The organism is Streptococcus halitosis (genome assembly GCF_027691175.1).
In the GTDB taxonomy this organism is placed as follows: Bacteria; Bacillota; Bacilli; order Lactobacillales; family Streptococcaceae; genus Streptococcus; species Streptococcus halitosis_A.
In genome coordinates this window covers 608,263-621,689 of the sequence record NZ_JAQFBD010000001.1, presented here as the reverse complement: position 1 = coordinate 621,689, position 13,427 = coordinate 608,263, and the positions used below count along the sequence as shown (strand labels likewise).

14 protein-coding genes and 2 riboswitches are annotated in these 13,427 nt (G+C 42.5%); all 14 genes read right to left on the bottom strand.

Going from position 1 to position 13,427, the window contains the following annotated elements; translation table 11 throughout:
• Window positions 1-33 precede the first annotated feature (33 nt).
• Complete coding sequence (thiE, locus tag PG086_RS03000; RefSeq protein WP_270747783.1) at window positions 34-666, bottom strand: thiamine phosphate synthase; 633 nt, start codon at window positions 664-666, stop codon at window positions 34-36.
• On the bottom strand, window positions 659-1,462 hold the full coding sequence (locus PG086_RS02995) for a hydroxyethylthiazole kinase (RefSeq protein ID WP_270747782.1): 804 nt from the start codon (window positions 1,460-1,462) through the stop codon (window positions 659-661). Before PG086_RS02995 ends, thiE begins: the two co-directional genes overlap by 8 nt.
• Complete coding sequence (gene thiW, locus PG086_RS02990; protein WP_084922010.1) at window positions 1,462-1,986, bottom strand: energy coupling factor transporter S component ThiW; 525 nt, start codon at window positions 1,984-1,986, stop codon at window positions 1,462-1,464. The genes PG086_RS02995 and thiW overlap by 1 nt, the downstream gene beginning before the upstream one ends.
• Before the next feature lie 3 nt (window positions 1,987-1,989).
• Window positions 1,990-2,682, bottom strand: a complete 693-nt coding sequence (gene tenA / locus PG086_RS02985; protein WP_084922011.1) for a thiaminase II — start codon at window positions 2,680-2,682, stop codon at window positions 1,990-1,992.
• A 10-nt stretch (window positions 2,683-2,692) separates the two neighbouring features.
• On the bottom strand, window positions 2,693-3,343 hold the full coding sequence (locus PG086_RS02980) for an energy-coupling factor transporter transmembrane component T (protein ID WP_270747777.1): 651 nt from the start codon (window positions 3,341-3,343) through the stop codon (window positions 2,693-2,695).
• A 1-nt stretch (window position 3,344) separates the two neighbouring features.
• A complete protein-coding gene (locus PG086_RS02975; protein WP_270747776.1) occupies window positions 3,345-4,730 on the bottom strand; it encodes an ATP-binding cassette domain-containing protein in 1,386 nt (461 codons plus the stop codon).
• Entirely contained in the window at window positions 4,731-5,291 is a 561-nt protein-coding gene (locus tag PG086_RS02970) for an ECF transporter S component (RefSeq protein ID WP_038805710.1), read from the bottom strand.
• A 158-nt stretch (window positions 5,292-5,449) separates the two neighbouring features.
• Window positions 5,450-5,538: riboswitch (TPP riboswitch) on the bottom strand.
• A gap of 123 nt (window positions 5,539-5,661) precedes the next feature.
• On the bottom strand, window positions 5,662-6,330 hold the full coding sequence (locus PG086_RS02965; protein ID WP_167266328.1) for a TenA family protein: 669 nt from the start codon (window positions 6,328-6,330) through the stop codon (window positions 5,662-5,664).
• Between the two features lie 216 nt (window positions 6,331-6,546).
• Window positions 6,547-6,635: riboswitch (TPP riboswitch) on the bottom strand.
• Between the two features lie 148 nt (window positions 6,636-6,783).
• Window positions 6,784-7,920: an L-lactate oxidase gene (gene lctO / locus PG086_RS02960; RefSeq protein WP_061865756.1), complete on the bottom strand. Its 1,137-nt coding sequence runs from the start codon at window positions 7,918-7,920 to the stop codon at window positions 6,784-6,786.
• Between the two features lie 243 nt (window positions 7,921-8,163).
• Entirely contained in the window at window positions 8,164-8,796 is a 633-nt protein-coding gene (gene pyrE, locus PG086_RS02955) for an orotate phosphoribosyltransferase (protein WP_095726170.1), read from the bottom strand.
• A gap of 39 nt (window positions 8,797-8,835) precedes the next feature.
• Window positions 8,836-9,531 (bottom strand): orotidine-5'-phosphate decarboxylase, encoded by a 696-nt coding sequence (gene pyrF / locus PG086_RS02950; RefSeq protein ID WP_001206748.1) that lies wholly within the window; start codon window positions 9,529-9,531, stop codon window positions 8,836-8,838.
• Window positions 9,532-9,776: 245 nt separating this feature from the next.
• Window positions 9,777-10,940, bottom strand: coding sequence for a cell division protein FtsQ/DivIB (locus PG086_RS02945; protein WP_270747771.1), 1,164 nt, complete (start codon window positions 10,938-10,940; stop codon window positions 9,777-9,779).
• A gap of 9 nt (window positions 10,941-10,949) precedes the next feature.
• Entirely contained in the window at window positions 10,950-12,008 is a 1,059-nt protein-coding gene (locus PG086_RS02940) for a UDP-N-acetylglucosamine--N-acetylmuramyl-(pentapeptide) pyrophosphoryl-undecaprenol N-acetylglucosamine transferase (RefSeq protein WP_270747769.1), read from the bottom strand.
• A gap of 1 nt (window position 12,009) precedes the next feature.
• Entirely contained in the window at window positions 12,010-13,362 is a 1,353-nt protein-coding gene (gene murD, locus PG086_RS02935; protein ID WP_270747766.1) for a UDP-N-acetylmuramoyl-L-alanine--D-glutamate ligase, read from the bottom strand.
• Window positions 13,363-13,427: the final 65 nt, after the last annotated feature.

Below are 13,427 nucleotides of genomic sequence, written 5' to 3'. Positions count from 1 at the left end.
GTTCCCACTTTAAGGGAATTAGAGAGTTTTTGATTAGGAAATCATGTCATCCAGCTTTGTTAAAAATGCTTGCGTTTTTGCCTCTATATCTTCTGCCTGCATCAAATCACGAACAACGGCTACTCCAGCTATGCCAGTTGCAGCAAGTTGGTCAATATTCTCTGACGTCAATCCTCCAATAGCAACTACTGGTATAGCGACCGTTTGGCAAATGGTTTTCAAGGTTGAAATCAGGGTGATGGGAGCATTCTCCTTGGTCCTAGTTGGGAAAATGGCTCCTGTTCCCAAGTAATCCGCACCCGATGTTTCTGCTTCCAGGGCTCTTTTTACTGTTTTAGCAGTGACACCGAGGATTTTTTCAGGACCCAAAACTTGGCGGGCAACCGAAACTGGTAGTTCATCGTCGCCAATATGCAAACCTGCAGCATCTACTGCGAGACAGATATCCAACCGATCATCGATAATTAAGGGTACTTGGTAGGCATCTGTTATTTCCTTGACTTGTTTTGCCAGTTGATAATATTGATTGGTAGTGAGATTTTTTTCTCGCAATTGGATGATGGTAACACCTGAACGGCAGGCCGTCTCAACCTTTTTAAGGAAGCTTTCCAAGGAATCTTGGTAGCGGTTGGTTACCAGATATAGTCTGAGCGCTTCTCTATTCATAAATATCTCCTTTGATGGTATCTAGCCAATTTTCATCTCTTTTTAGGAGAGAGAGCTGATTGAGAGTTTGAAAGCGGAAATCTTCCAATCCCATTCCTTGAACAAGAATTCTCTCAGCAGCGATATTGAGATAAGAAACTGCTAGGCAAGAAGCTTCAAATGCAGTCTTTCCTTGGCTGAGAAAAACAGCTGTCAAGGCTCCAACTAAGTCTCCTGTCCCTGTTATCCAGTCCAATTCTGCACAGCCATTCCTCAATACAGCAACTTGATTTTCTGAAACTATGAGGTCCTTGGGTCCAGTTACTAAGAACGACATACCAGGATAAAGCTGACACCAGTCTTTCAAGACTTGGAGCAAATCTTCAGTTTCTTGATCTTTAGCACTAGCATCGACCCCGACTCCGTGGTGTTTTAAGCCAACAAGACTTCGGATTTCCGACATATTTCCTTTAAGGACCGTAGGTCTATAGTCTAAAAGATCTCTGACTAGATCCTTACGAATGGGGGAAGCCACTATGCCAACCGCATCTACTACCATTGGGAGACAAGCTTGGTTTGCATAAGTAGCCGCCATACGGATTGCTTTCTCCTTCTCAGCTGACAAATGCCCCAAATTGATGAAGAGAGCTTGGCTTTGTTTGGTAAAATCAAGGACCTCACGGGGATCATCTGCCATGACAGGTTTAGATCCCAGAGCCAAAATGCCATTTGCCAGCATCTCACAAGAAATCTCATTGGTGATGCAGTGAATTAAGGAGCTGGAGGTTAGAGGAAAGGGATTTGTAAATTCCTGCATCAGTCTATCCTTTCTCCAAAGAAATATCCTTGTACTTTTTTAAAGAATTCCTGCTTGATTAAAAATCGAAAGGCAATAAGGGAAATCGCTGTACCGATCAATGTTGCTCCAAAAAATCGAGGAGTGTAGATAAACCAGCTAAGCTTGGCCGCAGATCCTGTAAAGAGAACCATAACAGGATAGGAAACAATAGAACCGATAATACCTGTTCCCAAAATCTCTCCTAGAGCAGAATAGTGAAATTTCCGGCCGTACTTATAAAAGAGACCTGCAAGGAGGGCTCCGAAAGTAGCTCCCGTGAGGGCCAAAGGGGGAATGCCCTGAGTAGACATACGGATAAAGGCTGTGACTGTAGCCATGACCAAGGCATAAACAGGCCCCATCAAAATTCCTGCAAGAATGTTGACTACACTGGACATCGGTGCCATCCCTTCAATTCGAAAGATGGGTGTAAGAACTACGTCAAGGGCAATCATCATGGATAAAATGGTTAATTTGTGAACTTGTAGTTGGTGGTTTCTCATTTTCTATTTCTTCTCTGTTTCTAAGGACTGCAAATCACTCGTCCAGGTTTGATGTTGGTAAGCCATCTCCCAAAACTTGGCTTCCATGTGGACACTTCTTTGGAAGGCCTCTAGCATTTTTTGTTTGTCTGTCTCGTCGCTTTCTTGATAGAGTTGATTGACCAGCTCTTCTTCCTCTTTAATCTGCTGTTCTAACTCATCGGTGATATAGGTTTCAATCCACTGTTGATAAAGAGGATTCGGGGATGGTTTGCGATTAAGTTCCTTGCCTAAATCATGGTATAACCAAGGACATGGAAGTAAACTAGCAAAAGCAATGCCCAAATTTGACTCTGCAAATTGCCGATAAATATGCGAAATGTAATGATAGCAAGTCGGAGCAATCGGTTGCTCGTCCATCTCCTGGTCACTGATTCCCAACTCCTTAAAAAATTGTTGGCGAATAAACAACTCACCCTCCACTAGACTCTGGGCATTTTGTTTCAAGAGTCTTTTCATCTCCTCGTTTGAAGTCTTATCAGCCAAGAGGTGATAGGCTTCTGAAAAAGACTTCAGATAGTAGGCATCCTGAATCAGGTAATAGCGGAAAATAGAAGGTTCTAAATTCCCCTCTTGTAACTGTAAAACAAAGGGGTGATGAAAGGAAGCCTGCCAAGCTTCCTTGGATAATTCCATCGCAATATCTGTAAATTCCATAATAACTCCTTTATAGAAATAGGCTGGTTTGAAGCAATAAAAAGAAAAGTAGGTAGATCAATTTTGTCCTCTGAGAAATATAAAAAGTCCGATAACTATTCTCCAACTGTGCATGCTCGTCATATCCATGCGCAGATAGAGCTCTCAGGTAAAGATGGCGCCACCTAAAGACTGTCATCAGAACCTTGCTGTAAATCAAGGGAGACCAAACATGCAGTTCTTGACCACGCAGTAAGCAAGCTTCCTTGAGGGACTTGATCTCCTGCTGAATGAGGGGAAAGGAATTGAATACCACAATCAAGGCATAGGCCCAAGAACGCGATAACCCCTTTTGAGCCAAGTACAAGAGAAGCTCTTTTAGGGAAATACTAGAAACAAAGACAAGACCAATACAAACCGTCACAAAAGCTCTCGTTCCAAGTATCACTGCCTGCGAAGCATCCCCATGTAACTGTACTGCCCAGTAATTAGCCAAAGATGGTAAAATCGCGAGCAATAGCATCCAAGCCAACATCTTAAATCGACGGTAGTAGAGCATGAAGAGAATGCAAAATGCGACTACTGAAAGATTAAGAGCAATCGAAGGAATGAAAGATGTTTCCAAGGATAAAATTAGAAAGAAGAGGCTGAGTATCGGTGTCTGGGTTGCTACTTTGATCATACTACCTCACCTCCCCTAGAGTATCATTCTTCAGAGATGGGAGAGGTTTGCTGATTGTCACGTCTTTAATATGACGGAGGCCCTCACTAGTCATCTCGATCCAATAATCAACCACAGAAATCAAGGGATCTAAACGATGGCTAATCATCAAAAAACTTCTTCCTTGATCTCTGTCCTCCAGAATCCACTGGCAAAAATAATGACAAGCTCTATCATCCAAACCAGCAAATGGTTCATCTAGCAAGATCACAGAAGCCTTGCTGGTCAAGATGGTCAATAGCTGAAGAATCTTTTGTTGGCCACCACTTAATTGATAGGGACTCTTATCAAGCGCCTGCTCCAGATTAAAATATCGTAAAGCTTGGAGAATCCGCTGATTTCTTTCAGAGTCTGGACTATCTAATTGCAGTTCCTCTCGCAGACTGACTCGGATAAACTGCTTCTCAGCTTCCTGAACAACACCTGTCAAGTCACGATACAAACTCTTTTTCTTTTTGAGAACCGATCCCTTCCAACTAATGCGCCCCTTATACTTTTGAAATTGAAGAATAGACCGAAAGAGGGTTGATTTCCCGACACCATTGTCACCCAAGATACAGGAAATCCCTTGGTAGAATGTAAACTCCGCAATTGAAAAGAGGGGGCGGTGATCCAGCTCACAAGTCAAACGGTCCATATGAAATAGTTCTTGGCTAGAAGCAACTTCCTTTGAAGCGACCTGTATCATCTCAGAGGAAGGGATTTGAAACACTTCTCTTAGTTGACCGTCTCTTAGCTCCACCATATGGTCGATATAGGCTTCATAGTCTGTTAAATCATGGTCACACAGGATGACTGTCTTCCCATCAAGAGCCAACTCTTTTAGAATCTCCAATATCTCGATTCTGCTCTTGCGGTCAATGGAAGCGAAGGGCTCATCCAAGAGATAGACCCTAGGATTCATAGCAAAGAGGACAGCTAGCGCAGCCTTTTGCTTTTCCCCACCTGATAGGTGATGAATGGGACGGTGCAAGATTGGCTCGCAACGACATTGCCGGATCACCTCTGCTATTTTAGCATCAATCTCTTGAACAGGATGGCCGATATTCTCCAAGGTAAAAATCAGTTCCTCAAACAAGTTCTCCATGGTAAATTGATGATTGGGATTTTGAAAGAGAATGCCAACCGTCTGAACACGTTCAACGATTGAAAGCTGACTGACTAGCCTCCCATCTATCAGGACTTGACCACTATAAGGTAAGGAAGTGACCTGGGCAATGATTTGAAAAAGGCTGGATTTTCCTGAACCACTGCTCCCAACTAACAAGGTAAAAGCTTGCGCATGAAAAGTAAAATCAATCGGCTCCGAAAAGATTGGGGACTGAATCCCCCGTAGTTCCAGCCCCATCTACGCCTTTCCTCCAGCTGCAAACTGATGGTAGAGTTTGACAATGGCACGAACCAAGATGGTACAGAAGAAAAAGACGGAAATAAAACGAACCACAAGCAAGGAAAGGACAAAAGGAAGGGAGAAGGCGTAGTAACCTAACTTAATGTATTCATAGACAAAGCTAACAAGCGTAATCCCAATACTATTGGCAGTTAGAGAGAGCCAACTTTCATAGCGATTCTTGGTTACGAGAAAACCAAATTCACTTCCCAAACCTTGAACTAAGCCGGACAAAAGAGCACCTAGACCGAATTGGCTACCATAAAGAACTTCAGCAAGTGCAGCAAGCACTTCTCCAATCGTCGCACTTCCGACTCTTGGAACAAAGATGGCCGCAATGGGCGCAGCCATACACCAGAGACCAAAGAGGATTTCATTGGCAAAGGCCTGCAAACCAAGAGGGGCCAAGATTAGGGTGAGGATATCAAATAGATAGCCCGAACCCACAAAAACGCCACCAAAAAAGATAGACAAGAAAGCAAGCAAGATAACATCTTTTAATTGCCATTTTTTCAACATAAAAAACTCCTTTTTTAAAGAAAAGTGGGGCATTCAAGAAGAGCTACCAAAAGGCTTGCCGTCAAGCCTATCCTCTTTTGATAAACAAAAAAACTCCAATTACAATCAAGAATTAGAGTTTAGCTTACAAGATTAGACAGTTTTTTTCGACATACGAAAAAAACCTTTTCACATTTCCCTTCGCCAGTATTAACTGTATCAGGTTCAATGGGTATCATCTCAGCCTAAAGCACCCCAAATGTCTTTATTATTTAATTACTGGACCAGTATAACAGAATTTGAAAGCCCTAGCAAGATATTTGACCGGAAAATATATTTATATAGTTTGTTTGTTCATTCTTTTAATCTACATAAAAGGATTGAATTTATCCTATAATTCATAACCAATATCAAAAAAGGCTAATTCCAAAGCAACTGCTTGATTCCAGCGTTGCTGAAGTTCTGTCAAATCTTCTCGATTTTTCCCGACACGATTGAGTTCGTCAACCAGAAATTGAACCCACTCTGTAAAGAAAGGACCTCTGTGGAGATTGATCCATTCTAAATGAATATAGGCTTCAGGTAGAGGCAAATCTTTAGAACCCCAGTCTAAATAGAGACCTTCTGCAATGACCAGCATGACCAAAAGATGAGCATAGTCTGATGAAGCCACAGCAGAATACATTAGCTCCTGAAACGCTTTTGTTACAGGGTGCAAGGTCACTTCTAGATAGTCATTCTCTGCTACTTTTAACTCTTTGAAAGCCTTTTGGAAATAACCATCTTCATCTGCTTCAAGAAAGCCTAGTTGCTTGGCAAAACGAAGTTTGGATTCAAGCTGGTCTGCGTGAGCTACACAAGCTCCCAGCATGGATAAGAAAGCATCAAAGAAATGATAATCTTGAATCAGGTAGTCTTTTAAGACCTTATTCTCAATTGTCCCCGCAAAAAGTTCCTTGACAAAACGATGATTGATTGCAGCCTGCCAATCCTTCCGACTGCTTTTTAATAATTCTCCAACAGTCAAACCTGGCTGAAATGCATAGTCTTGTGTTTCCATATTTACTTTTCCTCTCTTTACTCGTTCGTAATCAACAAAATACCAAGAAAATCCTAGTTTTACTTGACCTTTTTAAAGAAAAGTGGGGCATTCAAGGTGAGCTACCAAAAGGCTTGCCGTCAAGCCTATCCTCTTTTGATAAACAAAAAAACTCCAATTACAATCAAGAATTAGAGTTTAGCTTACAAGATTAGACAGTTTTTTTCGACATACGAAAAAAACCTTTTCACATTTCCCTTCGCCAGTATTAACTGTATCAGGTTCAATGGGTATCATCTCAGCCTAAAGCACCCCAAATGTCTTTATTATTTAATTACTGGACCAGTATAACAGAATTTGAAAGCCCTAGCAAGATATTTGACTGGAAAATATATTTATATAGTTTCTGATAACGATTTAATCTTTCTATACACGAAGAAAAACCTCCACATCAGGTGGAGGCAGTCTGCTTTATCAATACAACTTCAAATCACGTGAATCAACTGGGAAGGATGGATTGTATGGATTGTGACGGAGTTTGAAATGTTTGACATCCTCAATAGTCTGAGTTCCAGATAACTGCATGACTGTCTTCAATTCTGCATTCAAGTGCTCAAAGACTTGACGCACACCAACACTACCACCGAGAGCCAAACCATAGATCACAGGGCGACCAATAGCTACCAAGTCTGCTCCTGAAGCCAAGGCTTTAAAGACGTGTTGACCGCGACGAACACCAGAGTCAAAGACAATTGGCACACGTTTATCAACTGCTTCTGCTACTTCTTGAAGTGAGTCAAAGGCAGCTGGCCCACCGTCGATTTGGCGACCACCGTGGTTGGTTACCCAGATACCAGAAGCACCTGCGGCAAGCGAACGTTCAACGTCCTCACGGCATTGAGGCCCCTTGACATAGACAGGAAGTCCTGAGTATGTAGCGATAAATTCGACATCACGTGGAGACAAGCGTTGTTTAGCTGATTTGTAAACAAAGTCCATGGATTTTCCAGCACCTTCTGGCAGGTATTCCTCAACAATCGGCATGCCAACTGGGAAGACGAATCCATTGCGTTTGTCGACCTCACGATTGCCCCCAACAGTTGCATCTGCCGTCAAGACAATCGCTTTGTAGCCTTCAGCCTTCACACGGTCCATGATGTGGCGGTTGATCCCATCATCTTTACTAAAGTAAAATTGGAACCAGTGAGGTGTCCCTTGAAGAGCTTCCGTAATTTCTGGAAGGTCAACGGTAGAGTAGGAACTAGTTGTATAAAGAGAACCAAACTCATGCACACCACGCGCAGTAGCTACTTCCCCCTGCTCATTTGCCAATTTATGAGCCGCAACAGGCGCCATAATGATGGGTGAAGATAATTTCTCACCTGCAAATTCAATCTCTGTACTTGGATTTTCAACATCACAAAGCGTATGAGGAACGATGAGTTTGTGGTTAAAGGCACGGATGTTCTCGCGTAAAGTGAAAGTATCCTCTGCTCCACTAGCGATATAACCAAAGGCAGCTTTAGGAATGACTTGTTGCGCCATTGGCTCCAAATCATAGGTGTTAATAAAATCTACAGGTCCTTCTGCATTGCTTGTTTTATATGACATAAAGTGTCCTCCTTATTAAGTAAGCGTTTACTTTTTCTTACATAAACTATCTTACCTCTTTTTCAGAATCCTTTCAAAAATTTTGTCTGGAGATTTCAAACTGATTATCTGAATATGCCGCCAAAAAAGAAGGTCTCTCATTCTACCATTATCCTATATTCATCTTTACCTTTAGGAATCATAGTTTTATTGCCTATATGCAAAAAATCAGGTAATCCTAGTGACTACCTGATTTTTTATGTTTTAGGCATTTTGCCAATTTTCTTGGTCTTCTTTAAAGCGTTTTAGGAGAGCGAGTCCTTCTGGCGTGATGTAACCTTCTTCTTGGGCTAGGTGGATCAGTTCACTGTAGTTAGAAAGCGTCACCAATTTCACACCTGCGTCTGCGAAGTTCTTATCTGCTTTCGGCAATTGGTAGCTGAAAATCGCTACGACACCAAGAACATCGGCTCCTTCGCGTTTAGCAGCTGCTACGGCTTCAAGAACAGACCCTCCAGTTGAAATGAGGTCTTCAACAACAACCATCTTTTGCCCCTGAGCTACGCGACCTTCGATTTGGTTACCAGCTCCGTGGTCTTTTGGTTTGCTACGGATGTAGGCAAAAGGCAAGTTCATCTTATCAGCAATGATAGCTCCGTGTGGAATCCCTGCTGTCGCTGTTCCTGCAATCACTTCTACTTCTGGAAATTCTGCTTTAATAGCTTCCACAAAACCATTTTCAATCAAGCTACGAGTTTCTGGATAGGCAAGCGTCACACGGTTGTCAGTATAAATCGGCGATTTGATACCAGATGCCCAAGTAAAAGGCTCTTCTGGTTTAAGGTAAACGGCTTGGATTTTCAAGAGGTGGCTAGCGATATCTTTAGCAAGTGTCATGGTCTTCTCCTTTTGTTTTTATAATCTATTTCTTTAATTTTAGTCTTGGTTCCATTCATCCTTGATAGCATGATAAGCTGCAACAGGATCCTCAGCTTGGGTAATAGGACGTCCCACTACGATATAGTCACTACCGATTTGATAGGCGTCAGCAGGTGTCATGACACGTTTTTGGTCTCCAACCGCAGCTCCCGTTGGACGAATTCCTGGTGTCAAACAGATAAAATCTGAATTGGTAGCCTGCTTGATGAGTTGCACTTCCTGAGCCGAGCAAACGACACCATCCAAGCCCGCTTCAGCTGTCTTCTTGGCATAGTGAATCACAGACTCTTGCAGGCTGGTTTGGATATTTTGAAAATCCTGCATCTGGCTTTCCGACGTTGAGGTAAGCTGGGTCACAGCGATCAATTTGGCTTGTGTCCCCAGACCTTCACGCGCAGCCCTCATCATCTCCACACCACCTGCAGCATGAACGTTAGTCATGTCCACACCAAGCTGAGATAAGACCTTCATAGCCGATTTGACTGTATTGGGAATGTCATGTAGTTTGAGGTCCAAAAAGACACTATGCCCCAGTGACTTCAAATAACGGACAACTTCAGGACCTTCCGCATAATAAAGCTCCATCCCTACTTTTAAATAAAGACTTTCTTCTGCTGGGAAAAGAGATAAAAATTCCTTGACTGCCTCAAAACTAGGAAAATCAAGAGCAATAACTGGACGATGTTCACGCATACCTTTCTCCTTTTACCTTTACGAGCAAGAGAGTATGGTCAAAAATAAACCACGAAAAAAGGAACCTGCCAACAGCAAGGTTCCACGAAAAATGGGTAGAGTCCACCCTTTCACCGTCTAACCTTAGCTGCCTCTCTGGACTGCTTTAAAGGTTTTTTTCTATTCTATTATTTATAGTAGGACTTGTCAAGCAAAAACTCGAAACTGGATTTCTATACTATTCAAAATCAAGAGGAAAAATTGGTCTAACGACTCTGTGATTGCTGGCTCGTTTGGCTTTGATTTCCTTGTTCTTCTTGTTTTTTCTTTTCTTCTTCCTGTTTTTTCTTCTCAGCTTCCTTGGCCTCTTGCTTGGCTTTTTCCTCAGCTTCTTCTATCAGTTTATCTGCTATCGTATAGCTGTATACTCCAGCTTCCATATCGACTACACTCGGTTCTGACAATTGTGGCTTGATTTTGCTGTAATAAGGCAATTTCTTGCTCAATTCTGACAAGGGAACCAAAACCTCATCTGTATCCAGCATAGTAATTTTTAAAAGATCTGCTGTTGCCTTGCTTGGCGCTAATTCGATTTTCTGGATTTGACTCTTGATATCCTCACTGATGCTAGACAATCCTGTGATCAGTTCTTTCACCTGCTGCTCATCGTTAAAGGTAACTGTCAGATAAGTCTCAGGTAAGTTTAAGCGATCAACAGGAGTTGACTCTACTGTACCACTAGACAGAATAGGATAATGTTCTTCACCAGACACATAATAACCAACAATATCGAATTCCTTGACCTCAATCGTAAAGTTAGTCGGAAATTGATAGTCAATCTTCGCTGATTCTATCCAATGATTGGACTTGATTCGCTCAGCGTATGTTTCCTTATCCAACAATAGAGCTAAAGTATAGTCGCTATCTTGAATTCCAGAAGCCTGTTTGATGTCATCCGCCTGCGTGTTACTATTTCCCTTAACCTCGATATTTTTGATGGTCGAAAGTGGAGTCAATAGATAGACTGAAAGAAGGAGGACCAGGACACTTGGTACCAAGATACTCACAGCTCGCCAAATATGAACAGGCGCAATTTTAGGCTTGGCAGGTTTTTCTGGTTTCTCTGGTTTTTCTTTTTTCTTCTTCTCTTTTTCCTCTTTGACTTTTCGGTCATCCTTTTGAGATTTTTCTTCTTTTTCGGATGGTTCCTTGCTTGGACTTGAGGCTTCCTCATCTGACTCACTCGATGATTTCTTGGATTCCTCCAATAGTTTCGAGTTGGCTTCCTTACGAGCTTGTTTTTCCTTTTCCTTCTCTTCAGCTAGGGCAGCTTCTTCCTCAGCCTTCTTCTTCAGGTATTCCTGGTTTCGTTTCTGCCATTCAGACAATTCTTGCTTCTGGTTTGATTCTTTTTTCTTATCCTTTGACATTGATATTCCTTATGCTAGGTCTTTTCTTAATAGATCGTAAAAATCTGCAAGAGATTTCAATTCAGTCGAAGCTTTCATGCTAGCTTGGTACTGATCCTTGTGACTAAGCAAGTGACTGAGTTTCTCCTCCAAATTTTCCAAGGTCAAGTCACTTTCTTGAAGTTCTTCTGCATAACCTTTCTTAACAAAGTAGGCAGCATTTTCAATCTGGTCTCCTCGACTTGCTTCACGACCCAATGGTACGATGAGATGGAGTTTCGCCATGGCCAAGAGCTCAAAAATCGTATTGGCACCGCCACGCGTTACCACCACATCAGCCATCTCCATCAAGGGTTGATAGAGATCCGTCACATAATCAACACGAAAGAGATTTTGACTCAACTCATTGAGGCTTGAATCTCCAGTGAGATTGATAATATTGTAGCGCTCTGTCAGTTCTTTCTTATGATCTGTCACCAATTGGTTAAATACACGGGCTCCTGCAGAACCACCGACAAATAATACCGTTGGCAATTTAGGATTAAAGTGGGTTTGAATATCCACCAATTCATCTGGTTCAGGAGTTTTTTGGTCTGAAACCTTGGTGACAGCCCCCACATGTTCAACCTTAGACAAACTTGAAGCTTGCCCAAAGGTTGAATACATCTTGGTCGCAAATTTATAGGCAATTTTATTGGCCAACCCCATGGACAGGTCCGATTCGTGAATAAAGACTGGCACTCCTGACACACGCGCTGCGATAACCGGCGGTACAGAGACAAAGCCCCCCTTTGAAAAAAGAGCCTGTGGACGCAGTCGTAACATGATAAAGAGGGATTGGACAATTCCCCAACCAACTTTGAAGACATCCAGCATGTTTTGCCAAGAGAAATAACGACGTAATTTCCCTGTCGCTATGGAATGGAAGGTCACATCCAGACCTGACTTGAGGATTTCTTGGTGCTCGATTCCGTGTTTATCACCAATATAGTGAACTTCCCAGCCGTCTTCGATGAACTTGGGCATTAACAAAAGGTTGAGGGTGACATGTCCAACCGTCCCCCCACCTGTAAAGACAATTTTTTTCATATTATTCCTTTAACTCCGCTACTGTGTCGATAAAGAGGTCGCCACGTACTTCAAAGTTAGCATACATATCCCAGCTAGCATTGGCAGGACTGAGGAGAACCACATCTCCTTGAGTCGCAAGCTCATAAGCCTTGCGGGTCGCATCAGCAATATCTGTCGCATCTACATAAGTCACACCAGCCTTCTCTGCTGCCCGTTTGACACGTTCTGCAGACTGACCGAGGATGACCATCTTCTTGAGCCCAGTAATATCTGGAACCAATTCGTCAAACTCATTGCCACGGTCCAAACCACCTGCAATCAAGATAACCTTGCTGTTGTCAAATCCTGATAAGGCTTTTTGAGTAGCCAAGATATTGGTTGACTTGCTATCGTTATAGAATTTGACCCCCTTGATTTCATCCACAAACTGGAGACGGTGTTTGACACCACCAAAGGCTGAAAGAGTTTCCTTGATGATTTGGTTATCTACACCACGTAGCTTGGCTACTGCAATGGTCGCAAGGGCATTTTCCACATTGTGGCTACCTGGAACTCCGATTTCATCAGCTGCTATGACCTCTTCACCACGGAAGTAGAGTTTACCATCTTCCAGATAAGCTCCATCAACCTTTTCCAATGTTGAAAATGGAACAACAGTGGCTTGTGTTTTAGTAGCCAATTCTTTTGCCAAGTCTTGGTTAAAGTTCAAGACAAGAAAATCATCCGCTGTCATCTTGTTCTGGATATTCCACTTGGCAGCCACATATTCTTCAAAAGAGCCATGATAATCAAGGTGGCTAGGCATGAGATTGGTAATGACCGCAATCTCAGGATGAAATTCTTGGACACCCATCAGTTGGAAAGAAGAAAGTTCCATGACGAGCGTGTCCTTGGCTGTCGCAGTTTGAGCAACCTGACTGGCTGGATAGCCGATATTTCCTGACAAAAGACCATGTTGACCAGCAGCAGTCAAAACTTCCCCAATCATCGTCGTTGTGGTGGTTTTCCCATTTGAACCAGTGATACCGATAATTGGCGCTTCCGAAATCAAATAAGCCAATTCCACCTCAGTCAAGACTGGAATCCCCTTTGCCAATGCCTTTTCAATCATGGGATTGCTATACGGGATACCTGGATTTTTCACCATCAGAGCGAAATCTTCATCCAAGAGTTCCAAAGGATGCCCACCAGTGACAACCTTGATTCCCTCTTCCAGCAAGCTTTGAGCAGCAGGATTTTCCTCAAAAGGCTTGCCGTCATTTACCGTCACAATAGCACCCAGCTTGTCCAACAAACGGGCCGCAGACTCACCAGACTTAGCCAAACCTAAAACAAGTACTTTCTTATTTTTAAACTGATCGATTACTTTCATGTCTCAAACTCCATTTCTACTCCTACTATTTTACCATTTTTATGGAAATAAAAAAGCCACAAAGT

Coding starts and splice junctions, on each gene's coding strand:
- murD (WP_270747766.1), bottom strand. CDS start 13,362: ATGAAAGTAATCGATCAGTTTAAAAATAAGAAAGTACTTGTTTTAGGT.
- PG086_RS02965 (WP_167266328.1), bottom strand. CDS start 6,330: ATGGAAACACAAGACTATGCATTTCAGCCAGGTTTGACTGTTGGAGAA.
- PG086_RS02975 (WP_270747776.1), bottom strand. CDS start 4,730: ATGGGGCTGGAACTACGGGGGATTCAGTCCCCAATCTTTTCGGAGCCG.
- thiE (WP_270747783.1), bottom strand. CDS start 666: ATGAATAGAGAAGCGCTCAGACTATATCTGGTAACCAACCGCTACCAA.
- PG086_RS02980 (WP_270747777.1), bottom strand. CDS start 3,343: ATGATCAAAGTAGCAACCCAGACACCGATACTCAGCCTCTTCTTTCTA.
- pyrF (WP_001206748.1), bottom strand. CDS start 9,531: ATGCGTGAACATCGTCCAGTTATTGCTCTTGATTTTCCTAGTTTTGAG.
- thiW (WP_084922010.1), bottom strand. CDS start 1,986: ATGAGAAACCACCAACTACAAGTTCACAAATTAACCATTTTATCCATG.
- PG086_RS02995 (WP_270747782.1), bottom strand. CDS start 1,462: ATGCAGGAATTTACAAATCCCTTTCCTCTAACCTCCAGCTCCTTAATT.
- PG086_RS02940 (WP_270747769.1), bottom strand. CDS start 12,008: ATGAAAAAAATTGTCTTTACAGGTGGGGGGACGGTTGGACATGTCACC.
- tenA (WP_084922011.1), bottom strand. CDS start 2,682: ATGGAATTTACAGATATTGCGATGGAATTATCCAAGGAAGCTTGGCAG.
- pyrE (WP_095726170.1), bottom strand. CDS start 8,796: ATGACACTTGCTAAAGATATCGCTAGCCACCTCTTGAAAATCCAAGCC.
- PG086_RS02945 (WP_270747771.1), bottom strand. CDS start 10,940: ATGTCAAAGGATAAGAAAAAAGAATCAAACCAGAAGCAAGAATTGTCT.
- PG086_RS02970 (WP_038805710.1), bottom strand. CDS start 5,291: ATGTTGAAAAAATGGCAATTAAAAGATGTTATCTTGCTTGCTTTCTTG.
- lctO (WP_061865756.1), bottom strand. CDS start 7,920: ATGTCATATAAAACAAGCAATGCAGAAGGACCTGTAGATTTTATTAAC.